Origin of the sequence: Ramlibacter sp. (assembly GCF_050250995.1) — a bacterium.
Classification (GTDB): Bacteria; Pseudomonadota; Gammaproteobacteria; order Burkholderiales; family Burkholderiaceae_C; genus Ramlibacter.
Genome location: NZ_JBFWNP010000002.1, coordinates 222,320 through 247,748, shown reverse-complemented (window position 1 = coordinate 247,748; position 25,429 = coordinate 222,320). Strand labels below are relative to the sequence as shown.

General features: G+C 68.9%; 23 protein-coding genes. 11 read left to right on the top strand and 12 right to left on the bottom strand.

Annotated features, from left to right (window positions below):
* Positions 1–3: 3 nt before the first annotated feature.
* Genes AB7E83_RS03080 through AB7E83_RS03070 form a run of 3 tightly spaced genes read right to left on the bottom strand, consistent with a single transcriptional unit; the run spans position 4 to position 2,491 of the window.
* The gene (locus tag AB7E83_RS03080) at positions 4–486 is read right to left on the bottom strand and encodes an aromatic-ring-hydroxylating dioxygenase subunit beta (RefSeq protein WP_428565295.1); all 483 of its coding nucleotides are present in this window, start codon (positions 484–486) and stop codon (positions 4–6) included.
* 7 nt (positions 487–493) lie between these two features.
* Entirely contained in the window at positions 494–1,597 is a 1,104-nt protein-coding gene (locus tag AB7E83_RS03075; protein WP_428565293.1) for a cupin domain-containing protein, read from the bottom strand.
* 27 nt (positions 1,598–1,624) lie between these two features.
* The gene (locus tag AB7E83_RS03070; RefSeq protein WP_428565291.1) at positions 1,625–2,491 is read right to left on the bottom strand and encodes a fumarylacetoacetate hydrolase family protein; all 867 of its coding nucleotides are present in this window, start codon (positions 2,489–2,491) and stop codon (positions 1,625–1,627) included.
* Positions 2,492–2,660: 169 nt separating this feature from the next.
* Between AB7E83_RS03070 and AB7E83_RS03065 the strand changes: the two genes are divergently transcribed.
* From AB7E83_RS03065 to AB7E83_RS03045, 5 genes are read left to right on the top strand one after another with little or no spacing between them, the layout of a single operon-like run.
* Positions 2,661–3,308, top strand: coding sequence for a flavin reductase family protein (locus tag AB7E83_RS03065; RefSeq protein ID WP_428565289.1), 648 nt, complete (start codon positions 2,661–2,663; stop codon positions 3,306–3,308).
* Positions 3,309–3,319: 11 nt separating this feature from the next.
* Positions 3,320–4,309, top strand: a complete 990-nt coding sequence (locus tag AB7E83_RS03060; RefSeq protein ID WP_428565287.1) for a Bug family tripartite tricarboxylate transporter substrate binding protein — start codon at positions 3,320–3,322, stop codon at positions 4,307–4,309.
* Between the two features lie 13 nt (positions 4,310–4,322).
* A complete protein-coding gene (locus AB7E83_RS03055) occupies positions 4,323–5,537 on the top strand; it encodes a CaiB/BaiF CoA transferase family protein (protein WP_428565285.1) in 1,215 nt (404 codons plus the stop codon).
* A complete protein-coding gene (locus AB7E83_RS03050; RefSeq protein ID WP_428565283.1) occupies positions 5,534–6,526 on the top strand; it encodes an acryloyl-CoA reductase in 993 nt (330 codons plus the stop codon). The genes AB7E83_RS03055 and AB7E83_RS03050 overlap by 4 nt, the downstream gene beginning before the upstream one ends.
* Before the next feature lie 37 nt (positions 6,527–6,563).
* Entirely contained in the window at positions 6,564–7,103 is a 540-nt protein-coding gene (locus AB7E83_RS03045; protein ID WP_428565281.1) for a hypothetical protein, read from the top strand.
* Between the two features lie 139 nt (positions 7,104–7,242).
* On the opposite strand, the gene AB7E83_RS03040 is transcribed toward AB7E83_RS03045, so the two are convergent.
* Genes AB7E83_RS03040 through AB7E83_RS03025 form a run of 4 tightly spaced genes read right to left on the bottom strand, consistent with a single transcriptional unit; the run spans position 7,243 to position 12,991 of the window.
* Positions 7,243–8,865 carry a hydantoinase B/oxoprolinase family protein gene (locus AB7E83_RS03040; protein WP_428565279.1) on the bottom strand — a complete coding sequence of 541 codons (1,623 nt, stop codon included), beginning with the start codon at positions 8,863–8,865 and terminating at the stop codon, positions 7,243–7,245.
* Entirely contained in the window at positions 8,862–10,916 is a 2,055-nt protein-coding gene (locus tag AB7E83_RS03035; RefSeq protein ID WP_428565278.1) for a hydantoinase/oxoprolinase family protein, read from the bottom strand. The genes AB7E83_RS03040 and AB7E83_RS03035 overlap by 4 nt, the downstream gene beginning before the upstream one ends.
* Complete coding sequence (locus AB7E83_RS03030) at positions 10,913–11,878, bottom strand: alpha/beta hydrolase (protein WP_428565276.1); 966 nt, start codon at positions 11,876–11,878, stop codon at positions 10,913–10,915. Before AB7E83_RS03030 ends, AB7E83_RS03035 begins: the two co-directional genes overlap by 4 nt.
* Positions 11,879–11,890: 12 nt before the next feature.
* Positions 11,891–12,991: an ABC transporter substrate-binding protein gene (locus tag AB7E83_RS03025; RefSeq protein ID WP_428565274.1), complete on the bottom strand. Its 1,101-nt coding sequence runs from the start codon at positions 12,989–12,991 to the stop codon at positions 11,891–11,893.
* A 118-nt stretch (positions 12,992–13,109) separates the two neighbouring features.
* Between AB7E83_RS03025 and AB7E83_RS03020 the strand changes: the two genes are divergently transcribed.
* From AB7E83_RS03020 to AB7E83_RS03010, 3 genes are all read left to right on the top strand, one after another.
* The gene (locus AB7E83_RS03020) at positions 13,110–15,248 is read left to right on the top strand and encodes an ATP-binding protein (RefSeq protein ID WP_428565272.1); all 2,139 of its coding nucleotides are present in this window, start codon (positions 13,110–13,112) and stop codon (positions 15,246–15,248) included.
* A 64-nt stretch (positions 15,249–15,312) separates the two neighbouring features.
* Positions 15,313–15,975: a hypothetical protein gene (locus tag AB7E83_RS03015; protein WP_428565270.1), complete on the top strand. Its 663-nt coding sequence runs from the start codon at positions 15,313–15,315 to the stop codon at positions 15,973–15,975.
* The gene (locus AB7E83_RS03010) at positions 15,968–16,942 is read left to right on the top strand and encodes a Bug family tripartite tricarboxylate transporter substrate binding protein (protein ID WP_428565268.1); all 975 of its coding nucleotides are present in this window, start codon (positions 15,968–15,970) and stop codon (positions 16,940–16,942) included. Before AB7E83_RS03015 ends, AB7E83_RS03010 begins: the two co-directional genes overlap by 8 nt.
* Before the next feature lie 12 nt (positions 16,943–16,954).
* On the opposite strand, the gene AB7E83_RS03005 is transcribed toward AB7E83_RS03010, so the two are convergent.
* Positions 16,955–17,281: a hypothetical protein gene (locus AB7E83_RS03005; protein ID WP_428565266.1), complete on the bottom strand. Its 327-nt coding sequence runs from the start codon at positions 17,279–17,281 to the stop codon at positions 16,955–16,957.
* Between the two features lie 88 nt (positions 17,282–17,369).
* Here AB7E83_RS03005 and AB7E83_RS03000 point away from each other — a divergent pair, with 88 nt between their 5' ends.
* Together AB7E83_RS03000 and AB7E83_RS02995 are read left to right on the top strand one after the other, a co-directional pair.
* Positions 17,370–18,365 carry a zinc-binding dehydrogenase gene (locus AB7E83_RS03000; protein WP_428565264.1) on the top strand — a complete coding sequence of 332 codons (996 nt, stop codon included), beginning with the start codon at positions 17,370–17,372 and terminating at the stop codon, positions 18,363–18,365.
* Positions 18,366–18,497: 132 nt separating this feature from the next.
* Positions 18,498–19,319, top strand: coding sequence for a YihY/virulence factor BrkB family protein (locus AB7E83_RS02995; protein ID WP_428565262.1), 822 nt, complete (start codon positions 18,498–18,500; stop codon positions 19,317–19,319).
* Positions 19,320–19,408: 89 nt separating this feature from the next.
* Here the strand turns inward: AB7E83_RS02995 and AB7E83_RS02990 are convergent, their stop codons facing one another.
* The 4 genes from AB7E83_RS02990 to AB7E83_RS02975 form a co-directional block, all read right to left on the bottom strand.
* The gene (locus AB7E83_RS02990; RefSeq protein ID WP_428565261.1) at positions 19,409–19,897 is read right to left on the bottom strand and encodes a glycine zipper domain-containing protein; all 489 of its coding nucleotides are present in this window, start codon (positions 19,895–19,897) and stop codon (positions 19,409–19,411) included.
* 181 nt (positions 19,898–20,078) lie between these two features.
* The gene (locus tag AB7E83_RS02985; RefSeq protein WP_428565259.1) at positions 20,079–21,203 is read right to left on the bottom strand and encodes an FAS1-like dehydratase domain-containing protein; all 1,125 of its coding nucleotides are present in this window, start codon (positions 21,201–21,203) and stop codon (positions 20,079–20,081) included.
* Positions 21,200–22,207, bottom strand: a complete 1,008-nt coding sequence (locus AB7E83_RS02980; protein WP_428565257.1) for a Bug family tripartite tricarboxylate transporter substrate binding protein — start codon at positions 22,205–22,207, stop codon at positions 21,200–21,202. The genes AB7E83_RS02985 and AB7E83_RS02980 overlap by 4 nt, the downstream gene beginning before the upstream one ends.
* Positions 22,208–22,209: 2 nt before the next feature.
* Positions 22,210–24,114 (bottom strand): flavin-containing monooxygenase, encoded by a 1,905-nt coding sequence (locus AB7E83_RS02975; RefSeq protein ID WP_428565255.1) that lies wholly within the window; start codon positions 24,112–24,114, stop codon positions 22,210–22,212.
* A gap of 148 nt (positions 24,115–24,262) precedes the next feature.
* On the opposite strand from AB7E83_RS02975, the gene AB7E83_RS02970 reads away from it, so the two are divergent.
* Entirely contained in the window at positions 24,263–25,429 is a 1,167-nt protein-coding gene (locus tag AB7E83_RS02970) for an acyl-CoA dehydrogenase family protein (protein ID WP_428565253.1), read from the top strand.

Here is a 25,429-nt window from a genome sequence, read left to right as displayed (position 1 = left end):
GCGTCAGACAGGGATGATCAGCGAGTTGCGCACGCGGTAGTTGTCATGCACGCAGAACCGGTCCTTGAAGAGGAAGCCGTCGTCGGTCTCGACCAGCGTGTCGACGTAGCGGCCCACCATATTGAGCGCGGGCTCGTCGTCGGCCAGGCTCTCGACGATCATGAAGTTGGCCGTCGCCTTGATGATGCCGTCTTCGCGGGAGCGCACGCGCACGTTGCTGATGAAGTGCCGCAGGAAGCGCGGCTCGTACACCGTCGTTTCGCGCAGGGCCGTCACGCGGTCCTTCAGCATGTTCATGCCGTCGCAGTAGATGAGCGACAGCGGCAGGCCGGCGTCGTAGTTCTCCGCGGAGAGCACGCGGTAGCGACAGTCCTCGGTGAAGTAGGTGGGCCAGCGTTCGAGGTCGACGTCGTCGAGCGTGGCGGCGTAATCCTCGTACAGATCGCGCAGGGCGGCGCGCAGCGCGGCGGGGGACTCGAGCGTCATCATCGCTTCAGGCCTTCACCAGTTGCGCGATGTTGCTCTCGAAGCCCTTCTGGCTGCCGAGCGCGAGGATGGGCTCCTCCACCCGCTCCTGCCAGATCAGCGACTCCATCGCGATCTGCAGCGGATGGTCCTGCACGGTGAGCGCCGAGGTGCTCTCGTCTTCCGTGTGGTGCGCATGCATGACCCAGCCCGGCGCGGACAGCAGCAGGTCGCCGGCCTTCCAGGTGATCCGCTCGCCGTCGACGAAGCTGTAGCCGTGGCCGCGCAGGTAATAGTTGATCGCCGCCGAGCTGTGGCGGTGCGGCACGTGGTGGCTGTTGGGCGGCGTCGACGACAGCGTGGCGAAGAAGCTGTGCGTGGTGCCGATGCGCCGCTCCGTCGCGGGGTTGTAGAGGACGTACAGGCGGCGGCCGTTGTACTTCATGTCGATTTCGTTGACCTTGGGCAGGTACTCGGCGACCTTCGCCCAGGGCCAGTGCAGAGCCTTCGACTCGATCACGTCGATGTCGATCAGGTACTCGTAGCCGTAGAGCCAGGCGCCTTCGTCGGTGATCTGCTTGCGCATCGCGAATTCGCGCGCGGACTTCTGGCCCTCGGCGCGCTCGCGTGCCTGCGTGTAGCGGTCGGTCGGCGGCGTCTCGCCTTCGAACTCCTCCACGAAGTGGATCTCCAGCTTCTCCAGCAGCGGCGCGTTGGAGTACGACAGGCGCACCCACGGCGTCTGCCCGTCGTTGCGGTACGAGTGGATCTGCATCGACGGCGTGTTCCACACGTCGTTCTTCTCGACCCGGATGTCGCGGCCCGACACCGTGGCGACGCCCGAGCCGGACACGCAGATCTCGAGCATGTTCGAGTTCTTGCGCAGGTTGGTCGTGCGCTCGCCGGGATTCACGACGTTGATGGTGACGTCGATGCCGGGCGTGAAGCCGAGGCCCGGCGCGCCCGCCATCGGATGCACGATGAGCGAGCCGCGGCGTCCGTTGGCCGGCTTGCCCGCGCTGGCAAGGCGCTCGGCCTCCATCGCGATGTCCTTGCCGGGGACGATGATGGATTTCCATGCGTTCTGCGCGCGCGGCGGGGCGCCGGAAATGTCGACGAAGCGATGTGCCATGGTGCGTGTCCTCGTGGGGTCCGTGATTCAGGTGCGCGCGGATTCGCGCGGTTCGTCGACGACGGTGGCGGCGAGCTTGCCGATGCCCGTGATCTCGACTTCGTAAGTGTCGCCCGCCTTCATCCACAGCTGCGGCTTGCGGGCCGACCCCACGCCCTCGGGCGTGCCCGTGAGGATGATGTCGCCGGGCTCGAGCGTCATGAAGCTGCTGATGTAGGAGACGAGATAGGGAACGGTGAAGATGAGGTCGGCCACCGCGCCGTCCTGCATCTGCTCGCCGTTGAGCCGGCCGACGACGCGCACCTGGTCGAGCGGCGGCATCTCGTCGGCGGTGACGATCCACGGGCCGAGCACGCCACTGTTGTCGAAGTTCTTGCCGGGCGTGACCTGCGGCCCGTGCTTCTGGAAGTCGCGCACCGAGTTCTCCTGCGCGCAGGTGTAGCCGGCGATGTGCTCCCGCGCATCGGCTTCGGCGACGTGCCGGCCCCGCTTGCCGATGACGAGGGCGAGCTCGGCCTCGAAATCGAAATGCTCCGAGAGGAAGGGCCGCACCATCTGCCCGCCGTGCCCGACGAAGGAGCCGATGTGCCGCATGAAGAGCGAGGGGTAGGGCGATTCCTTGCGGCCGGCTTCCGCGATATGGCTGCGGTAGTTGAGGCCGACGCAGACGATCTTGCCGGGCTGCGTGACGGGCAGCAGCAGTTGCACGTCCGCCAATGCGACGCGTGCGGCGCCGCTGCGCTTCGCGCTTTCCGCGATAGCGGGCAAGCCGGTGGCCAGTGCGTCCTGCAGACGGGGCCAGGCATCCGACAGCACCACGATGCCGTCGTCCGCGAGGACGCCCCATTCGTCGCGAGATGCGCTGCCGGAGCGGCGAAAGCTGATGAGTTTCAAGCGGATTCCTCGTGAGGCGCAATGCGGCGCAACGGCAGGCCCAATGCATGCACAGACTCGAAACCTTATCAGGGCTCGGCGAGATGACTTCGCGGGAAAACCCGCGCCGAAGACGCGTAGTCCACTTCGCATAATCTGCGCTTTGCATGCATTGTGTATGGGAAGCGACATGACGCAGACGGTGGAAACGCAGGAGGGCGATGCGCTCTTCATGGCGGCGGCGGACTTTCCAAAGACCATGCTCAATGCCATCGTCGCGCCGCGGCCGATCGGCTGGATGAGCACGCTCTCCGCCGCGGGCGAGGTCAACCTGGCGCCCTTTTCCTTCTTCAATGCGATCTGCGTCACGACGCCGATGCTCATGTTCGCGTGCAACCCGCCCGCGGACCGTGCGACCAAGGACACGCTGCGCAACGTGCGGGAGACGGGCGAGTTCGTCTACAACCTCGTGGCCTACGACCTGCGCGACCGCATGAACAGGACGTCCGCGCCGCTGCCAACAGGCCAGGACGAATTCGAGTTCGCGGGCCTGCGCAAGGCGCCGAGCCAGGTGGTGCGGCCGCCGCGCGTCGCCGACGCGCCGGCGAACATCGAATGCCGCGTCGTCCAGATCGTCGACCTCGACCCGGACGCCACGGGCAAGACGGTCAGCACCGTCATCATCGGCCGCGTCGTCGGCGTGCATGTGCGCCGCGAGTTCCTCGACGAGAAGGGCCGCTTCGATTCGAAGGCAGCGAATCCCTTGCTGCGCCTGGGCGGCGAAATCTATGGCACGCTCGGCTCGCTGCTCGACATTCCGCGGCCCGCCTATCCGTGAACTTCACTTCCATGAAACTCATCCACACCGTCCTGAAGCAAACAACGCTGGCGCTGGTCGCCGTCTGCGCCCTCGGCGCACCCACGCTCCACGCGCAATCGAAATTCCCGGAGAAGGCCGTGCGCTTCATCGTGCCCTTCCCGCCGGGCGGCGGCAACGACATCCTCGCGCGCGCCCTGCAGCCGAAGCTCGCCGAGGCGCTGGGCCAGCCCGTCCTCATCGACAACCGCGCCAGCGCGGGCGGCAACCTCGGCACGGACCTCGCGGCGAAGAGCCCGCCGGACGGCTACACGATCGTCATCGCATCGAACCAGGTCACGATGAATCCGTACCTGCATGCGAAGCTGCCCTTCGACATCGACAAGGACCTCGTGCCGGTCGCGCAGGCCGCGTCGGTGCCGATGGTGCTGGTCGTGCATCCGTCGGTGCAGGCCAACAATGTGCGCGAGTTCATCGCGCTCGCGAAGTCGAGCCCCGGCAAGCTGAACCATGCGACGCCCGGCGGCGGCACGCCCCAGCACATCGCCTTCGAGGTGCTGAATCATGCGGCGGGCATCAACGTCACGCACGTGCCCTACAAAGGCACGGGCCCTGCCATCGCCGACCTGCTGGGCGGCCAGGTGCAAAGCGCCATCGCCACGCTCGCGTCGGTGGACCCGCACATCAAGGCCGGCAAGCTGCGCGCGCTCGGCGTCACGACGCCGAAGCGCTCGTCGGCCGCGCCGAACATCCCGACCATTGCCGAGTCGGGCCTGCCGGGCTTCGAGGTGCCGCTGTGGTATTCGATCCTCGCGCCCGCGGGCACGCCGCGCGACGTGCTCAACCGGCTGTCTGGCGACATCGCGAAGACGCTGCAGTCGCCCGACGTGCGCGACCGCCTCGTCGCGCAGGGTTTCGACGTGCAGTACCTGAACCCCGACCAGATGGCCGCGCTCATGAAGAGCGACATGGCGCGCTGGCAGAAGACCTTCAAGGACATCGGCAGCATCAAGGTCGATTGAGGTCCGCGCAGCCATGGCGACCCTGAACGACGCGCTCGCGGGCGTGACGGTGCTCGACTTCTCCCAGGTGGGCGCGGGCCCCACCTGCGGCATGCTGCTCGGTGACCTTGGCGCGACCGTCGTCAAGATCGAGGCGCCCGGTGGCGACATCGGCCGCAAGCTCGGCCCGCCCTGGCAGAACGGCGAATCGGTCGTCTCCATGAGCTTCAACCGCAACAAGCGCTCGTTGGCCATCGACCTGAAGAAGGCCGGGAGTGCGGCGCTCGTGCGACGGCTCGTCGAGAGGTCCGACGTGTTGCTGGAGAGCTTTCGTCCCGGCGTCATGGACCGGCTCGGCATCGGCTACGAGGCGTTGCGCGGAGTCAATCCGCGTCTGGTGTTCTGCTCGGTCTCGGCCTATGGACAGACCGGCCCCTGGCGCGACAAGCCGGGCGTCGACGGGATCATCCAGGCCGTGTCCGGCCTCATGAGCAACATCGGCGATGCGGAGTCGGCGCCGATGAAGGTGGCGGTTCCCGCCGTCGACATCACCACCGCGTACATCGCGATGGGCGCCATCATGGCGGCCTTGCGCGTGCGCGATGCGAGCGGCGAAGGGCAGCACGTCGACGTGAGCCTGTTCAACAGCGCGGTGATGCTGCAGCAGTCCGCGGTGGCGTCGTACTTCTCGACGGGCGACAAGCCGATCCGCAGCGGCTCCGCCGCGCCGTACTCGGCGCCCAACGAGGCGTATCCCACGAAGGACGGCTGGATCATGATCGCGGCGTATCACGAGGATCGCTGGCCGAAGTTCTGCGAGCTGATTGGCGATGCGTCGCTGGCAACGGACGAGCGCTTCGCGACGAACACGAACCGCGTGAACAACCGCGACGCGTTGATGGCTTCCGTCTCCGCGCTTCTTGCGGCGCACGGCACGCAGGCGTGGCAGGAGAAGCTCGAGGCCGCCGACATCATCTGCGGCCCCATCGCCGACTACGACATGCTCGCGGCCTCGCCGCAGCTCGCGCACAACGGCGTGATCGTCGAGATGCGCAACGTCGATGCCGGCACGGTGCGCATGCCCGGCGCGGCGTTCGGCGACCGCGACGCGCAGTCGCGCGTGCGGCGCGGGCCGCCCGGCATCGGCGAACACAGCCGCGAGGTGCTGGCGGAATTCGGCTTCGCGGCCGACGAGATCGACGCCCTGCTTTCCGCGGGGGCGATCAGGCAGAAGGAGATTAGCTCATGAAATTCAAGGCACTGCGCCTGTACAGGGAAGACGGCCGGCGCGTGAGCCGCATGGTCGAGAACACGGTCGACGACCTCGATGCGGGCGACGTCGTCATTCGCGCCGAGTACGCGGCCGTGAACTACAAGGACGCGCGCGCCGTCACGGGCGTCGGCAACGTCATCTCGCGCTTTCCGTGCGTGCCGGGCGTCGAGGTCGCCGGCGTCGTCCACGAGTCGGCCGACCCGTCGTTCCGGCCCGGCGACAAGGTCACGGTGCAGGGCGGCCGCGACTTCGGCATGCGCCGCGACGGCGGCTACAGCGAGTACGTGCGCGTGCCCGCCGCCTGGCTCGGCCGCGTGCCGGAGGGCAGCGATACCTTCGACATGGTGGGCATGGGGCTGGCCGCGTACACCTCGGCCGTGGCCATCGACGCGCTGATGAAGCACGGGGTCACGCCCGCCAGCGGCAAGATCGTCGTGACCGGCGGCACGGGCGGCAGTTCGTCCTTCGCCATCGACATGCTGGCGAACCTCGGCTTTCACGTGGTTGCGAGCACCGGCAAGACGGCCGAGCACGCGTACCTGAAGTCGCTGGGCGCGAAGGAAGTGATCGGCCGCGACGGCCTCACCACCGGCGACAAGCCGCTCGAAGAGCAACTCTGGGCCGGCGCCATCGACGTGGTGGGCGGCGAGCCGCTCGCCAACCTGCTGCGCTCGGTGCAGAAGGGCGGCGTGGTCTGCGCGTTCGGCAATGCGGCCGGCGAGACCTTCACGTCGTCGATCTATCCCTTCATCCTGCGCAGCGTGCAGCTCGTCGGCGTCAACGGGAACCATCCCGTGCCCGAGCGGGGCGACGTGTGGCAGCGCATGATGCCCGGCGGCGACCTGTGCCCGCGCCACACCCGCGAGATCTGCCACACGATCGCGTTCGAGGACCTGCAGGCGCACTGCGATCGCCTGATCGCCGGGGGCGTGCGGGGGCGGGCGGTGGTGAGCTTCGGGCGCTGAACGAGGCCGCTTTCTTCGCGTCGGGGACAATGGGCGCATGCCTCTTGTCGCCACGCCGCATCGACGGCGCCTCGTCGTCATCGTCCTGATGGTCCTTGCCACCCTGGGCGGCGTGATCCGCTACTACGCGCCGAATCCATCCACCGCGCGCGACCTCGGGACCTTGATGCTCGTGCTGTGGCTGCCGACGCTGGGCATGATCGTCGGCCACCTGCTCGGGAAGATCCGGCGGCGGCCGTCCACGAGTCCGGGGTTTCCGCGGAACTCGGAGTTCGTGCCGCAGTTGCGCGTGAGCTTCGAGGCGCTGCCCGTGTCCGGCAATCCGCCTGCGCTCGATCCGCAATTGCGAGGCTGCATCGCGCTGGTCGGCGGCGAAGGGTTCACCTGCCGGATTTCGCAGCCGCTCGCGCATTCGATCGGGCAGTCGATCGCGCAGGCCGCCCCGGGTGTCGTCGAACTCGAACTTCTCCGGCCAGCCGTCGCGTTGCCGAAGCTGCCCCCGGGGACCGAGTTCTACTTCGTCGTGGGGACGCTGGCGGTTGCGCGCGGGCGTGTCGAGGGGCGCATCGAGTCCTGATTGCCTCGACGGCATCGGTTCGGCTCCCCTCACAGAGGGTCGCGCAGGACCTGGGTCTCGATACGGGGGAGTTCAGGCTCGTCGGTGGCGCCCACAACCGGCGCAATGGAACGACGTACGTCTCGCCACCGCCTTAGCGCTATCGCGTCGTCAGCAAGCCGCTGCGCAGATCCGCATGCACCGCCTCCGCATCCCGAAGCGCCGGGTCCCCATACCCACCACCTCCACCGAGGTGCAGATCCACCCGATCCCCGCGCCGCAGCGGCGTCGTCGACTTCGCCGCGAGCGCCATCGACTCGCCGTCGCGATGCACGATGCACCGTCCCGGCTGGCCGTCGGCGCCGCCGAACAGGCCCTTCGCGGCGAACTTGAAGCGGTCGCCGAACAGGACCAGCGTCACCCCGTCGCCCAGCACCTCGTAGCTGCGCACGAAGCCGGCGCCGCCCCGCTGCGCGCCTTCGCCGAACGAGTCGGGCGCCAGCGCATAGCGCGTGAGCCGGATGAAGGGGAAGCCCGCATCCATCGCCTCGACGGGCGTGTTCGCGCAGTTCGACAAGGGCGAGTCCACGGCGTCGCAGCCATCGGCCTTCGACGACGCGCCATACCCGCCGCCGAACACTTCGACCGACACGCGATAGCCGGCGGGGCCGCGCTGCGAAAACAGGATGCCCGTGGTCGTGTCGAAACCCTGCGCGATGGCGCGCTCGGGCGCGGCCTGCGCCATCGCGCCCATGACGGCGTTGAACGCGCGATACGACGCCTGCATGCGCGAACGCGTGGGCGCGCCGGGCCGCGGATTCAGCAGGCAGCCGAGCGGCGCGACGACCTCGATGGGCCGCGCCACGCCTTCGTTGTACGGGATCGATGCATCGGTCAGGATCGACTTCAGGCAGCTCACCGCGGCCGCCACGGTGGAGGCGAACGGATTGTTCAGGTTGCGCGGCGCCTGCTCGCACGTGCCCGCGAAATCCACACGCACCTGGTCGCCCGCGATGGTGACGGATGCGCGCACCACGAGCGGATCGGGCGACACGCCATCGTCGTCGAGCACCGCTTCGCCGCGCCACGTGCCATCGGGCAAGGCCGCGATCGCGGCGCGCAACCGACGCTCCGAATAGTCGATGAGCGAAGCCATCGCATCCGTGACCGCTTCCGCGCCGTGCTTGCCGGCCAGCGCGCGCACACGCATTTCACCCACCGCGTTCGCGGCGAGCTGCGCGTCGATGTCGCCCACCATGGCGTCGGCCAGCCGCACGTTGGCGCGCAGCAGCGACTCGAACATGCCGCCACGCCAGTCGCGGCGGATGTCGACCCTCGTCGGCGGGATCACGAGGCCTTCCTCGTGCATGTCGGCCGCCGACGTGCTCGGCGTGCCGCCCACGTCGACGTGGTGCGCCACGCTCGCCGCGATGCCGAGCACGTGTCCGTCGACGTGGATCGGACTGAAGATGAACACGTCGTGCAGATGCTGCCCGCCGTGGAAGGGATCATTGACGATGAGGAAGTCGTCCGGCCCCAGCGTGTCGATGGGGAACTTCGCCAGGCACGGCTTCGCCGCCGCGCTCAGCGACCCGAGCTGGATCGGGATCGACTCCGCTTGCGCGACGACGTTGCCCTCGCGGTCGAGGAGCGCGCAGGAACCGTCGCGCGCTTCGCGCAGGATCGGCGAGAACGCCGACTGCATCAGCTTGGCGCTCATTTCCTGCGCCGCCGCGATCAGCATCTGGCCGATGAGCGTGCGGGATATCGACATCGGGGTCATGACACGGCCCTGCGCAGGATGAGGTTCTCGTGAACGTCGCGAAACACCGACCAGCCCGCGGGCACGACGATGGTCGACGTGTTGCTTTGCAGGACGAGCGGCCCCGTGTCCGGCTCGCCGACGCGCAGGCTGCCCACCGGCGCGAAGCGCGTGCGCACGCGCTCGCCATCGATCCACACCTCGCGCGATTCGATGCGCGCCTGTGCCTGCGGCGCCTCGACGAGGCGGGGCACGGACGCCGGCGCGATGAGGCCGGCCACGCGCATCGCCATGACCTCGATCGGCCGGCCGGCGGGCAGGCGCTGCTGGTAGATGCGCTCGTAGGCGGCGAGGAACAGCGATTCGAGCGCGGCAGCCGATGCGCAACCGTCGGCCCCGTCGAGCACCGAAGCGTCCACCTCCACGCCGACTTCGAATCCCTGCCCGACGAACCGCAGGTCGAGCGCGAGCGTATGGCGCGGCGCTTCGTCCAGTCCCAGTTCGCGCAGGGAAGCATCGACCTCCTCGCGCATCGCGTCGCGCATGCCGCGCAGGATGGCAGCGGCGGACGCGTCCAGTGGACGATGCACCGTGCGCGCAAGATGGCGCGCGACCGGCGCGGCAAGCAGGCCGAACGCCGACATCACGCCGGGATTCGGCGGGACCACGATCGTGCGGATGCCGAGATCGGCGGCAACGGAAGCGGCATGCAGCGGCCCCGCCCCGCCATACGGCACGAGCACGAAGTCGCGCGGATCGAGGCCGCGCTGCGTCGACACGAGCTGGATCGCGCGCACGATGCTCGCGTCGGCGAGCTTCAGCGCATCGGCGGCCACGGCCTCGGGCGTGCTGCCGAAGCGCTCGGCCAGCGAGGCAAAAGCGTTTCGCGCGGCATCCGCATCGAGCGCCATGCGACCCCCGAGGAACATGTCCGGCTGCAGCGCGCCGCTCAGCACGTGCGCATCCGTCACCGTCGGTTGGTCGCCTCCGCGCCCGTAACAGGCGGGACCGGGCTGCGCGCCCGAACTGCGCGGCCCCACCTGCAGCATGCCGCCCTCGTCGAGCTCGACGATGCTGCCGCCGCCCGCGCCGACCGTCACGATGTCGAGCACGGGCGTGCGAACGGGAAGGCCATCGACTTCGCTGGCCGCGGCAAGGGTGGGACGCCCCTGCTGCACGAGGCTCACGTCGGTGCTCGTGCCGCCCATATCGAAGGTGACGAGGTTCTCGAAGCCCGAGAGCGAGGCCTGATGCACCGCGCCGATCACGCCCGCGGCCGGCCCGGAATACATCGCCGTGACCGCATTGCGGCGCATGGCGCCCGCGTGCAGCCGGCCGCCGTTGGACTGCATCACCGTCAGCAGGCCGCGAAAGCCGTCGGCGGCAAGGCGCGCTTCGAGGCCGCCGAGGTAGCGGTCGATCACCGGCTGCACGTACGCGGCCATCGCCGTCGTCGATGCGCGTTCGTATTCGCGAATCTCGCGGGCGACCTCGTGCGACGCGGTGACGAACACGCCGGGCAGATGCTCGCGCAGCAGGGCGCTTACGCGCTGCTCGTGGCGTGGCGCCACATGCGCATTCAGCAGGCAGATCGCCACGGCCTCGCACCCGCTCGCGCGCAGCGCGGGCACCAGGCGGCGAAGGACGTCGTCTTCATCGAGCGAGAGCGCGACCGTTCCGTCCGCGAGCATCCGCTCGCGCACCTCGTGGCAGTGCTCCCGCGCCACCAGGGGCAGCGGCGCGCGATACGCGAGCTCGTAGACGTTGCGCCGGTCGTGTCGCTGCAACTGAAGCAGGTCGCGAAAACCCGCCGTGGTGACGAAGGCCGTGCGCGCGCCGCGCCGCTCCAGCACGGCATTGGTCGCGACGGTGGACCCATGCACCAGATCGTCGAGCGCATCCAGCGACAGGTGAGCGGCCGACAGCGCATCGAACACCGCCGCCTCCGGCTGCGCTGTCGTGCTGCTCACCTTCTCGACCCGCAAGGATTGGCCGTCGAAGGCGACGAGGTCGGTGAACGTGCCCCCCACCTCGACGCCCGCGCGCGTCGTTCGCGGGCCGGGTGCCGTCATCGAGGCTTCGTTCGCCGGTGCATCCACGCGATGATGCGTTCGCGCTCGGGTCCGGCTTGCTCCACCACGTCGGGAATCTTCAGGAACTCGTGGTCGGCGCCCTCGACGACCGACACGGTCGTCGGCACGTCGACCAGCGTGAGCGCGTTCGCCATCGCGAGCGTGTGGCTGAGGAATGCATCCTCGTCGCCGCACGACAGGTACACCGGCGGCATCTTCGCGAGATGCGGGTTGTGGATGGGGCTCACGAGCGGCAGCCGGATCTTGTCCGTGAAGTTCATGCCGAGGTAGGAGATGACGAAGATCTCCGACACGCCCGCGTAGTAGTGGGGCTCGTGCAGCCAGCGCGGCACGTCGAGCACGCCGAACTGCAGCACCGCGCCGGAGAACTTCACCTTCACGCCGGCCAGGTCCGCGCCGTCGAGGCCCTCGTCCGAACCGTGCAGCGCAAGCGCCGTGCAGGCGCTCAGGTTGCCGCCGGCCGAGCCGCCGCCGATGATCAGGCGATCCGGGTCGCCGCCGTAGCGCGCGATGTTTTTCACGATCCAGCGCGCGGCGTACACGCAGTCCTCGAGGCCCGTGGGGTATGGGTTCTCGGGCGCGAGCGCGTAGTCGAGATTCACCACGACGAAGCCGCCGGCGCAGAACTGCATCGCCAGCTTGCGCTCGCCCTCGGCGCTGCCGGTGAACCAGCCGCCGCCGTGGATGTGCAGCAGCACGGGGAAGGGGCCCGTGCCGTGCGGAACGTAGATCTCGGCGGTGGGCGTGGAGCGACCCGAGGTGCGCATCACCACCTTCTCGTGGTTTTGCGCGACGTCGGGCAGGTTCACGTTCAGCCGCGTGAACATGCTGGCGCCGCGCGTCCTGCGTTCCACCATTTCCGCGACGGAGCGCGACGGCGTGTATTCCGTCTTCTCGCCCGAGATGAGCGAGCGCCAGTGGCCCATGTTCGCGTGCGGCATGTCGTCGTCCTTTTACTTCAGGGAGTCCTTGACGGCGCTTTCGAAGCGTCCGCGCACCGTCGTGTAGTCGGCCGGGGAGATCACCTTCAGCGAATCGACAAGATCCTTCAGCACCGGCCAGCCCGCGGGCGTGTTCACGCCGGGCAGCAGCGGGAAGCTGTAGCCGCGCGTGATCAGCGCGTTCTGCGCCTCGGGCGTGACGAACCAGGCCTGGAACAGCTGCGCGGCCTTCGGGTTCGGCGCGCCCTTGAGGATGGCCGTGCCGCCGTAGAGCGGAACCACCATGCCGGGCACGGCGTGGTAGCCGACCGGCGCGCCGGCTTCCTTCATCTGGATGTAGCGCGTGAACGAGCCCCAGGGAATGAGCTTGATCGAGCCCGTGCTCAGGTTCGCGTAGAACGGCGTCACGCTCGGCACCACCGAGGCGTTGTCGCGCAGGGCCTTCATCGTCTTGCCATCGAGCTTGCCGCTGTTGTACAGCTCGATCCAGGTCAGCGTGGTCAACCCGCCCGCGAGCGGGTTGTCGATGACCATGCCCTTGTACTTCGGGTCCCCCAGGTCGGCGAGCGTCTTCGGCAGATCGGCGGTCTTCATCTGCGCCGTGTTGTAGACCATGCCGAACACGTCGGCGAACTGGATGACGAAGCGGCCCTGGCCGTCGACGTAGCGCGCGGGCAGGGCGCCGACGTTGGGCGGGCGGAAGGGTTGCGCGCGGTCCTTCGACACGGTCGACAGCAGCTCGGTCATGCCCGCCATCAGGATGTCGGCCTCGTGCTGGCCGCTCGCGAATTCGGCGTCCAGCTTGCTGACCAGGCGCGCGCCGGACAGCGGGTTGGGCACGATCTCCACGGCCGGATAGCGCTTGCTGAACACCTCCCACAGCGGCTTGAAGAGCGCCGAATAGCCGCCATAGACGACGACCTTGCCCTGCTTGGCCTGCTGCGCTTCCGCATAGAGGGCGGCGAGCGCCTTCGCATTGGCGTCGCCGCCGGCCCAGGCGGAGTCCTGGGCGCGGGCCGGCGCGGTGGGCAGCGCGAAGAGCGACAGGCAAAGTGCCGCTCCCGCCAGCAATCGGGCGCGGGCGGAGCGGCGGCGGGAGGGCATGTTGGCCATGGTCGAACCTCGAGCTTCGTGTTGGAAAAAAACCCAGTGTTCAGAGCCGGTGGCCGGATGTCTGTATCGCCGGATACATGCGCGGGCCGCCGGGCGCCGGCACGAATACACTTGCCCGATGACCCAAGAGCACATCCTGGCCGCCGCGCTGGGCGGCGCACTGGTGCTCCTGCTCGCCCTCGCCACGGGTGTCTTCGTCGCCGCCGCGAACCGCCGGCAGGCGCAGGCTCTCGCGCGGCAGACGCTGGCGGGCCTGCGGGCGAGCGAGCATCTCACGCGCGTCGTGACCGATGCCTTGCCGGGCCGGGTGGCGTACTGGGACGCCGGAATGCGCTGCCTCTTCGCCAACCGCGAGTTCTGCGAGTACGCGCGCAAGCCGCGCGAGGCGGTGATCGGCAGGACAGCGGCCGAAATCTTCGGCAACGACTTCTGGAATTCGCGGCGGGAGGCCGTCGACCGGACGCTCAGGGGCGAGGCGCAGGTGATCGACCGGCGGGAGAAGGGCGCGCACGGCGAACTGCGCACCATGCGCGTCCACTACGTGCCCGACCGCGGTGTCGACCCGGACGGCGAGCGGATCGCCGAGGGCGAGGTGAAGGGCTTCCTCGTCATGTCGCTCGACATCACCGAACTCATGGCCGCGCGCGACGAGGCGCAGCGCGCCAATGCGGCCAAGAGCGAGTTCCTCGCGACCATGAGCCACGAGATCCGCACCCCGCTCAACGGCATCGTGGGCATGACGCGGCTGCTGATCGACTCCGGGCTCGACGCGCAGCAGGCGCACCGCGCGGGTGTGGTCGAAGCGAGCGCGCAGACGCTGATGGCGCTGGTCAACGACATCCTCGACATGTCCAAGATCGAGGCCGGCCGGCTGGAGCTGGAGGAAGTGCCGTTCGACCTGCAGCGGCTGCTGCGCGAGGTCGCGGCCATCTTCGAGCTGCGCGCGCGCGACCAGGGTCTGGAGTTCCGCGTGGACCTCGACCCGGCCGCGCCGCAGTACGTGATGGGCGACCCCACGCGCGTGCGCCAGATCCTCACCAATCTGCTGGGCAACGCCCTCAAGTTCACGCGCTCGGGCTGGGTCGGCCTGAGCGTGCGCTGCGTGCCGAACGAGCTGCGCTTCGCCGTGGCGGACACGGGCATCGGCATTCCGCCGGAGGTGCGCTCGCGCCTGTTCCAGCGCTTCGCGCAGGCGCACACGTCGACCACGCGCGAGTTCGGCGGCACGGGCCTCGGCCTCGCGATCGTCGCGGAGCTCGCGCAGATGATGGGGGGGCGCATCGAGGTGGAAAGCGAGCCCGGCCGCGGTTCGCTCTTCACGGTGACGCTGCCCTGCAAGCTGGCCGACGAGGCGCCCGCCGAGGGCTCGCTGTTCCAGGGCCTCGCGCCGGCGAGCGGGCCGTTCGCGATCCTGCTCGTGGAGGACAACACGACCAACCAGCTCGTCGCGAAGGGCATCCTCGCGACGCTCGGACAGACGGACGTGACGGTCGCGGAGGACGGCGTCGCCGCGCTCGAGGCCTACGCGAAGCGCCGCTACGACGTGATCCTCATGGACTGCAACATGCCGCGCATGGACGGCTACGAGGCGACGCGGCGTCTGCGCGCGTCGGGCTGCCACGCCGCGATCATCGCCATGACGGCCAACGCGATCAAGGGCGACCGCGAGCGCTGCCTGGCCGCGGGCATGGACGACTACCTCACCAAGCCGGTGATGCCCAAGGACCTGGCGAAGGCGCTCGAGCGCTGGACGAATCCGGTGGGGAGCTGGGCGCAGACCTCGGGTATGGGGCTGCTGGGCACGGCGTCGGCCGCGCCTTCGCCGGCGCCTTCTCCGGTTCCTTCACCGGCGCCGACGCCGCCTGCCGCTGCGGTGCCCGCGTCCCCGCTCGTCTTCGACCACCGCGAATTCAACGAACGCTTCGGCGGCGACGAGGCGCTCGGCAAGCTCGCCCTGAATTCCTTCGTCGAACTCACGCCCAAGCTGCTGCGCCAGCTGCAGGCGGCCGTGGCGGCGGAGAACGCGGCCGACGTCGAGCGGCTCGCGCACTCGGCCAAGGGCGCGGGCGCGATGGTGGCCGCGCGCCGCTTCGCGGCCGCGGCGCAGGCGCTGGAGAACGACGCGGCCGGCAGCGCTCGCGCGCACCACGAGGCGCTGGCCGCGGACATCCAGGCCGAGTTCGACCGTTTCGTCCTCCTGCAGCGCGTGCGCGGCACGATCGATGCGCCGGCCGACCTTGGAACTTCCGATGTCTAGCCGATAGTTCGTCGGGCTTTCCAGCTTTCGCCCGCGAGCCGGTGCGGCGGACAATCGCCGCACCTTGAACGCCCCGCCCAAGATCTATCTCGTCTCCGCCGGCCAGGTGTCGATGCCGCCCGCGGAACGCGCCTTCGCCGCCGAGTGGCCCGAGGCGCGCACCTTCCACATCCTCGACGAATCGCTGTCGGCCGACGCGGACGCCGGCTGGGTCGCCGACGATTTCCTGCCGCGCTTCGCGCTCATCGGCGACTACTGCGCCGCGGCGCGCGCCGATGCCGTGCTCTTCACCTGTTCCGCGTTCGCGGACGCCATCGGCCAGGTGAAGCGCCGGCATGCGTTCCCCGTGCTCACGCCGAACGAGGCCTTGTTCGAGCGCATCCTCGCGACGCCGGGGCCGGTGGCCGTGTTGGTCACTTTCGAAGCCTCCGTCGCTTCGCTGCAACGAGAATTCATCGCGATGGCGGATGCGCGCGGCGCGAAGGGCAATGTGGAATTCCATTTCGTGCCCGATGCGTTCATGCGGCCGGACCACGACGAGAAGGTACTTGCGGCCTGCCTCGAACTCGAAGGCCGCTACGAGGCGTTGGCATTTGCGCAATTCTCGATGGCGGTCGCCGCGCCCGCCGCGCGGGCGGCCTGCAAGATTCCGGTGTGGGACACGCCGACCTGCGCGGTCCACCGGTTGCGCGAACTGATTCAAGACAAAGGAGACCGACATGCGTAAATTCCACCTGGCCTCACGGGCCGTGCTTCCCCTCGTGCTGGCCGCGTGCTTCACGGCTGCGCACGCGCAGACCTTTCCCACCAAGCCCATCAAGCTGATCGTGCCGCTGGGCGCGGGCGGAGCGACGGACGCGGTGGCCCGCGTACTGGCGACCAAGTTGTCCGAGCGCCTCGGCCAGAGCGTGGTGGTGGAGAACAAGCCCGGCGCCGAAGGCGTGATCGGCGTCGATGCCGGCGCGAAATCGCCAGCCGACGGCTACACGCTCGTGCTCGGTTCGAGCACCACGCTCGCCGCCAACTTCTACCTGCGCAAGAGCCTGCCGTTCCACCCGCTGAACGACCTGGCGCCGGTGGCGATGGCGGTGAAGAATTCGTTCAACACCTTCATCATCAATCCGTCGGTCCCCGCGAACAACCTGCAGGAATTCATCGCGCTCGCCAAGGCGAAGCCCGGCACGCTGAACTACGGCACGGGCACGAGCGGCTCGAAGATCTGCGTGGAGATGCTCAAGAATCTCACCAAGACGAACATCACGATGGTGAACTACAAGAGCTCGGCCGCGTCCATCACCGACCTGATCGGCGGCCAGGTGCAGCTCGTGTGCGAGCCGGTGGCGACCTCGCTGCCGCACATCCAGTCGGGCAAGGTGCGCTCCATCGGCGTGACGAGCCCGCAGCGGCTGCCGAGCGCGCCGAACCTTCCCACGGTGGCCGAGTCGGGCCTGCCCGGTTTCGAATACTCGGCGTGGGTCGGCGTCTTCGCGCCCGTGGGCACGCCGGCCGCGGCCATCAAGAAGATCAGCGACGAACTGGCCGTCGTGCTCAAGGACCCCGACTCGGTGCAGAAGATCCAGGCGACCGGCTTCGACCCGATGATCGGCGGGCCGGCCGAGCTCTCGGCGCTGTTGAAGAAGGAAATGGAAAAGGCGCAGGTGGTGGTGCAGGCAGCGGGCCTCAAGCCCGAGTGAGCCCGGCGCCGTTCACCACTTCGGCTTGCGCAGCTCGTCGCGCTTGATCGCGTCCGTGCCGAGCACGACGAGCGCCATGCCGGCGAGCACGAGCACGCCGGCGATGGTGAAACCCACCGGCCCCTCGGGCACGATCCAGGTCGGATACTGCGGATAAGCCTCGGCCAGCGTGCGCAGCACGGGCTGCTTCGCTTCGGCCCGCTGCGCATTCACGTTCATCAGTCCCGCGCGCGCGAACACCGCGCCGAGGATCAGGATCGCGCCCACGAGAAAGATGCCTTTGCCGACGACGACATAGGGTTTGGGATTGCGGGCGATGCGCGCCTTGAACGGGTTCATGGCGGGACTCTAACCCAGTGGGGTATTGCCGGGCCGATGTGTTTTCACGGACAGACCAGGATGTCCGCTCACCCATGAAGGAATCGAAATGAAAGCGATCGTCATCGACGAATCCAGCCCCGGCCGCGAGCTGCACTGGCAGGACGTGCCCGACCCCGAGGCGGGGCCGCACGAACTGCTGGTGGCAGTGCGCGCGGCAGGCCTCAACCGCGCCGACCTGCGCCGGGCGGCGTCTCACTTCGCGGCGAGCGAGGGCGCGAAGCGCGCGAAGGGCGCGGCGATCGCCGGTCTCGAACTCGCGGGCGAAGTGGTGAGCGTCGGCGCGGACGTCGACGGCTTCGCCGTCGGCGACCGCGTGATGGCGATGGCGGGCAGCGCGTTCGCCGAGCGCGTCGCCGTCGATCATCGTTTCGCGTTTCGCATACCGCTCGGCATGTCGTGGGAAAGCGCGGCTTCGGTGCCGATCTCCTTCGTCACCGGGCACGATGCGCTCGCGACCGCGGGTCGATTCGCGAAAGGCCAGTCGGTGCTGGTCCTGGGCGCCAGCACGGGCGCCGGCATCGCCACCGTGCAGATCGCGCGCCACCTCGGCGCGTCGATCGTCTTCGGGACGGCCGGCACGCCGGCGAAGCTCGAGCGCCTGCGTTCGCTCGGCTGCGACGTGCCCATCGACTATCGCTCGGCCGACATCGCCGCCGTTGTCCGCGAGCGAACGGAGGGCCGGGGCGTCGACGTCGTGATCGACTATGCCGGCGGGCCGGACTTCGGCGCGGCCATCGATGCGGCGGCGGTCTGCGCGCGCATCGTCTGCGCCGGCCGCGTCGCGGGCACCGAGGCGAAGTTCAACATCGACGAGTTCTCGCGCAAGCGCATCGAGATGGTGGGGGTGACCAACCGCACACGCACGCTCGAGCAGCGCGTCGCCGTCGTGCAGGCGTTCGAGGCCAGCCTCGGCACGGCGCTGGCGACCGGGGCGCTGCGGCCGATCGTCGACAGCGTCCAGCCGATGGCCGAAGCGGAAGCTGCGTACGCGCGCATGGCGCTCAATGCGCATTTCGGCAAGATGGTGCTGATGGTCGGATGAGCGTGGAGCAAGACCGGCATTGGTCCTACAAGGTGTGACGCAGCCCATCGACAGGTTGGCGCGCCGATAGCGCGTTCAATGCCGGTTGGTCGAAGACTTCCCGCGGCACCGTCTCAAATGCATTTGGTCAATGTGAAACCGCCACGCGGTGCGCGCGTGCTCGTGCGCGCGATCCGCAACTACATCGCGCACCAGAGCGCGAACGCGGCGGGCAGCCTCGCGTTCTCGGGCGTGCTGGCGATGTTTCCGCTGCTGATCCTGCTTTCCGCGGCAGCGGCCTTCCTCGGCGAGCCCGGCGATGCGGCGGCGCTGGCCGTGCGCGTGCTCGACTTCGCGCCGCAGGCCGTGCAGGACGTGATGAAGCCCGCGGTGCATGAAGTGCTCGCGCGGCGCAATCAGGCGCTGCTCGCCATCGGGCTGCTTGCGACGCTCTGGACGGCGTCCTCGGGCATGCAGGCCACGCGCTCCGCGCTCAATCGCGCCTACGGCGTGGAGCACGGCCTGTCGTTCTGGAAGGCGCGCATCAAGGTCACGATCTTCACCGTGGTCGTCGGCACCGGCGTCCTCGTCGCCTTCAGCTCGGTCGTCGTCATGCCCTACGTGTGGCAGTGGCTTTCTGCCCATGCCGAGGCGGGCGAGCAGACGGTCCGGCTGTACAACGCCGTTCGCTACGGCATCGCGTTCGCCGTGCTGACGGGGCTGTACGCGCTCCTGTACGGGCTGCTGCCGGACGTCCGCCAGCGCTTCCTCACGGTGCTGCCCGGCGCGGTGGTCGGCGCCGCGATGTGGGTGGCCGCGGCCGCGGGCCTGTCGTACGCGTTTCGGACGGTGGGCAAGCTGGCGCTGCTGTACGGCAGCTTTGCCGGCGTGGTGGCCACGCTGGTGTTCCTGTACGCGAGCGCGGTCACGCTGATCTTCGGGGCGGAGATCAATGGGGTGCTGAGGGAGGAGTGAGTTCACGGCGCGTGCGACGGACGCAGGCGCGGACCGCACAATGAAAAAGGCGGCCGAAGCCGCCTTTGCCGGTACTCATCGCGAAGCGATCAGCGGCCGTCCTTGTCCGAGTCGCCGGGAATCGCGCGCTCGACGGCGTTGCTCACGCGGTCCCACGCATCGCGGGCGGCGGGCCGTGCACGGTCCCACTCCAGCGACGAGGTGCCGCGGGTGCTGGCCCAGTCGCGCTTCAGCTCGGGCTCGACGTCGTCCCAAGAGCGGCCCGGATTGCGCGAGTACGACTCCACGCCGGCGCGATAGGCCGGGCTGTAGTGGTCGAACGTCACGTCCTTCTGCGCATAGGGACGGCTGGCGTAGTTGTCGCGCCAGTACTTGTCTTCGATCACCGGGTCGGCAGCCTTGCGGCCGAGCACCGCGCCCGCCACCGCGCCAACCGCCGCGCCGACCGCCGCGCCCACCGGGCCGGTCATGCCGCCCACGGCGGCGCCGGCAGCCGCACCGCCGGCCACGCCGCCCGCGGCCGCGCCCGCAACGATGCCGACGCCGGTGCCGGCGTCCTTCTTCTTTTCTTCGTTCATGTGCTTGATCTCCAGTTCGTTTGCAAGGCCCCATCGTAGGCAGAGCCTGCGGTGCGAACTGGGAGCGCGAAGCCCGAGGGACTGTCGGCCGATGCAGACACAGCAGCAGACAAATGTCGAGCAGGCTGCAGCCGAGAAGGCCGCGACGGCCGCGACGCGAATCGCGTGCGGCGGCGTGCGATCAGAACGCGACGACCACTTCGCCGTCGATCGCCTTGCCCAGGCTGTTGCGGCCGAGGAAGTCGAGATGCACGAGGCGCTGGCCGTCCTTTTCCTCGATGCGCGTCACCGTCGCCGACAGGCGCAGCTTGTCGCCCGCATAGTTCGGACGGCCGAGCTTGAGCGTGTGCGAGCGGATCATGCAGTCCGGCCCCGCCCAGTCGGTGACGAAGCGGCCGACCAGTCCCGAGATCGTCATCATGTTCATGAACACGGTCGGGTGCCCGCGCTCGCGGATCTTCAGGAAGTCGTGGTGGACGTCCTGGAAATCGTTGCTTGCAAGCGCGCCCGCGATGACGAGGGTGGGCGAGACGTCGACGACGAGCCCGGGCAGCGTGTCGCCGATCGCGACGGTGTCGACCGCGCGCGTGCGCGGCGCATCGCCGGACACATCGCGCCACGATGCGATCGCCGGTTCGCTGCTCTCGGGCACGGGCTGGGGCTCGCGCGGTCCCGCGGGCGACGAGGCCGCGTGCGGCTTCACGCGAAGATAGCGCTGCACCATGCTCGCCACGCGCTCATCGCCCACGAACACCTCGAGCCGGAGCGACACGAAGAAGCCCGTGCCGATCTTCGTCGTCTTCGGCCCGACGATGTCGTCGACGATCCAGGACGAGAAGCGCGGCAGCTCGCCCGGCCGCAGGTAGCGGTCGAAGGTGTACGACATGTCCGTGACGACGGGCGAGGCGAAGCCGCGCGACTCGAGCACGGCGTTGACTTCGTCGCGCACCGTGGGCGCCGCGGGGCGCGAGCGCTTCTGGCCCCCAGGCGCGGCGCGAAACAGAGGCGTGCCGTCGGCCAGCACCGCCTCGTCGGACTCGATGCCGAGCCCCGCCATCATCCAGCTATAAAGCCACAGGGGCGGTGCGACGATGCCGCCGTGCCGCGTCGCGGATGCCGCCTTCGCATCGGTGTAGATCGGATTGCGGTCGCCGACCGCATCGACCATGCGCCGGATCGCCGCGTCGCTCACGGCGGCCGGGGCGTCGAAGCCGGCCTGCCCGACGCCGCGGCCGATCAGGCCACGGACTTCGGCAAGGTACGCATCGTCGAGCGCCGGATCGGCCGGGGTCGAACCCTCGCTCATTGCACCTGGATCTTGGCGTCGCGCGCCACCGCCTCGATGCGGGAGAGTTCGTCGTTCACCATGCCCCGGAACTGCACGGGCGTCATGCCGCCGATGGACGCGGGGTTGTAGCCGAGGCCGACGAGGCGGTCGCGCACGGCGGGCTCGGTGAGCACCTTGTTGATCGCGCGGTTCAGGAGCTCGACGCGGTCCGGCGGCGTCGCCGGCTCGACGAAGATGCCGAAGAAGAAGTTGGCGGAGAAGTTGCGCAGCTCGGGCACGCCGGTCTCGGGCGCGGAGGGCGCATCGGGGTAGATCGGGTTGCGCTGGTCCGCGAGCGTGGCGAGAACCTTCACGCGCTTGTCCGCGACGAAGCCCTTCATGCTGCCCATCTCGTTGACGAACAGGCCGACGTCGCCGGCGATCAGCGCGGTCGTCATCGGCGCCGTGCCGGCGGGGTAGGGCACGTGCACCATGTCGGTCTTCGTGGCCAGCTTGATGCGCTCGGTGGTGAGGTGCGCGATGGAGCCGACGCCGGCGCTCGCGAAGTTCAGCTTGCCCGGGTTCTTGCGGGCGTACTCCACGAGTTCCTTCATCGAGTTGGCCGGCACCTGGTTGCTCGCGAAGACGCCCAGCGGCGCCTGCACGACGCGCGCCACGGGCACGAGGTCCTTGCGGATGTCGAACGCGGTCTTCTTGATGACCTGCTCGTTCACGACGCCGTTGGCGAGGAAGAGCAGGTTGTAGCCGTCGGAGGGCGAGGCCTTCGCGGTCTGGATCGCGATCATGCCGTTGGCGCCCGGCTTGTTGGTGGGCACCACGGGCTGGCCGAGTTCGCGCGCGAGGCCCTCGGCGACGACGCGCGCCACCGCATCGGTGGCCGAGCCGGGACCGAAGGGCACGATGAGCGTGAGCGGCTTGCTGGGGTACTTGTCCTGCGCCACGGCCGGCAGGCCGAAGGCGCACAGCGCGGGGAGAAGGACGAGGGCGCCGGCGAGGCGGCGGCGGATCGGGTGGAAAGGCATGGTCATGTCTCCTGCAGTTCGTAATCGGCGAAGTCGGGGGCGAGCGTGAAGCGCCAGTAATCGAGCAGCCGCCAGGGGCTGTTGATGATGATGCGTCCGTTCGCGTTCTTGTACCAGGTGCGGACCCGGGGATGGCTCCACACGAGATGTTTCAGCTCTTCCTCGATGTCGCGGTTGTAGCGCTCGAACACGTCGCGCTTCACGGCGAGCGATCGCACGCCGCGGTCCGCCATCGCCGTCAGGCAGCCCATGAGCAGGCGCACCTGGCACTCGGCGAGGAAGGTGTAGCTGCCGCCGTGGCTCAGCCCGGTGTTGGGGCCGTACAGCACGAACATGTTGGGGAAGTCGGGCGCGGTCATGCCGAGGTAGGCGCGCGGGTCGTTGTCGCCCCACACCTCGCGCACGGTCTTGCCGCCCGCGCCGGTGATCTCCATCGGCCAGAGCATCTTGCCGGCGTGGAAGCCCGTGGCCATGACGATGACGTCGACCTCGTGCAGCACGCCGTCCTGCGTGCGGATGCCTTCGGGCTCGATGCGCGCGATGCCGTCGGTCACGAGCGCGACGTTGTCGCGCTTGAGCATCCTGAACCAGCCCGGGTCCTGCAGCACGCGCTTGCCGTACGGCGGGTAGTCGGGCACGACCTTGGCGAGCAGGTCCTCCCGGCCTTCGAGCTCGCGCTCCATGTAGCGCGTGATGGCGGCGCGGATGCGGTCGCTCTTCTCGTTGATCGCGCTCGGGTGGCCGCTCCACCCGGGGTCGATGCGCAGTGCGGGGAACAGGCCGTCCGCGAAGCCCCAGAACAGCTGGAAGCGGTACCAGGCGGCGAAGTGCGGCACGTGCTTCAGCGCCCACTTCATCTCGTCCGTGACCGAGCGGTGGATGTTGGGGCTGCGCACGATCCACGCGCCGGAGCGCTGGAACACGGTGAGCTTGTCGGTGGTCGATGCGATCGCGGGGCCGACCTGGATCGCGCTCGCGCCCGAGCCGATCAGCGCGACCTTCTTGCCGGCGACGTCGTACCCTTCGGGCCATTCGGCGGTGTGGACCACCGTGCCGCGGAAATCCTCGAGGCCCGGCAGGTCGGGAATCATCGGCCGGTTGAGCTGGCCCACCGCGGTGACGAGGGCGTTCGCGCGCGTCGTTTCGATGGGGCCGTCCGGCGAGGCGCGATGCCCGATCTCCCATTCGCCGGTCGCTTCGTCGAGGGTCGCGGCGACGACTTCGCGGCCGAAGCGGATGTGCGAACGCAGGCCGTACTTGTCGGCGCAGTGCGCGAAGTAGCGCTGGATGTCGGCACGGCGCGAGTAGTAGTGCGGCCAGTCGTCGTTCGGCTCGAACGTGAACTGGTAGAAATGGTTGGGCGTGTCCACGGCGCAGCCGGGGTAGCGGTTCTCCCACCAGGTGCCGCCGACGTCGGTGTCCTTCTCCAGGATGTCGAATGCGATGCCGGCTTCCTTCAGCTTGATGCCGGCGAGCAGGCCCGAGACCCCGGCGCCCACGATGAGCACCTTGAAGTCGCCGCGCTCGGGCGCCGCGGAAGCCACCGGCGCCTCGACCTCCAGGCCCATCTGCGCGCGGATCATCGGCTCGTATTCCGCGTCGACCTCCTCGCCCACCGCGCCGCTCATCATGCGCAGCATGAGCGCGGGCGAAATCGGCGCCAGCGGCCGGCCGTCGCGCAGGTGCGCCTTCAGCGCCGGCAGCATGCGCTCGCGCAGTTCGGCCTTCAGCTCCGGCGGCAGCTTCTCGGAATAGTCCCAGGGGCCGTTCACGTACGGCCGCACCTGGTCCAGGATCGCTTCGTCGCCCGTCAGGTGGATCAGCGACATCGCCATGGGCACGATGTGCATGTCGGCGACGACACGCCGCAACCCTTCGTCGGTGGAAAAATCGGTGGCTGCGGACATCCCGGGGGATGTTAGGGACGACTGCCCCGGCCGACAAATCACCATCGCTTATGCAAGACCGTCGGCAAAGACGATGGCTCGCGGCCCCGCCTGTGCCGATACTTCCGGGGCTCGCCCCCGGAGCTTGCACAGCATTGGCAGGACAACGATGGACTTCTCCCTCACCCCCGAACAGATCGACATCCAGCGCAGCGTGGAGTCGATCTGCGCCCGCTACGACCTCAACTACTGGGCGCAACGCGACGCCGAGGAGTCGTTCCCCGAGGAATTCTTCCAGGACATGGTCAAGGGCGGCTACACCGCCATCACGCTGCCGGCGGAGCAAGGCGGCGCGGGGCTCGGCATCGAGACCGCGGCCGTCGTCATGCAGACCATCGCGGAGTCCGGCGCGGGCATGAGCGGCGCCTCCACCGTGCATTCCTACGTGTTCATCCCGAAGGCCATCGCCCTGCACGGCAGCGAGGCGCAGAAGGCGCGCATGCTGCCGCCGCTCATCAGCGGCGAGGAGCGCGCCTGCCTCGGCATCACCGAACCCGATGCCGGCATCGACACCACGCGCCTGCGCTACCGCGCCGTGAAACAGGGCGACCACTACCTCTTCAGCGGCGAGAAGGTGTGGCCGACCATGGGCAGCACGGCCGACCGGGTGTTGCTCATCGCGCGCACCACGCCCATCGAGCAATGCAAGCGGCCCATCGACGGCCTGAGCCTGTTCTACACGAAGCTCGACCGCCGGTATGTCGAAGCGAAGAAGATCCCCAAGCTCGGGCGCAACACGATGGAGTCGTGCCAGCTGCACTTCCAGGGGCTGCCGATCCCGGAGGAGGACCGCATCGGCGAAGAGGGTAAGGGTTTGTACTACCTCTTCGACGGCTTGAACCCCGAGCGGATCATGGTCGCGGCGGAGGCCATCGGCCTTGCGCGCGCGGCGCTGCGCCTGGCGAGCAACTATGCGAACGAGCGCGTGGTGTTCGGCCGCCCCATCGGCCAGAACCAGGGCGTGCAGCATCCCCTGGCCGAGAGCTGGATGAAGGTCGAGACCGCCAACCTGATGATGCACAAGGCGGCGTCGCTCTACGACGCGGGCCGCGAATGCGGCGCCGAGGCCAACACGGCCAAGTACATGTGCGCGGAGGCCGCTTTCGAAGCCTGCACGCGTGCGCTCATGACCTTCGGCGGCTATGGTTACGCCAAGGAGTTCCACGTCGAGCGCCTGATGCGCGAGGCGCTGCTCACGCGGCTGGTGCCGGTGAGTCCCAACCTCGTCCTCTGCTACATCGCCGAGCGCGTGCTCGGCCTCACCAAGTCGTACTGA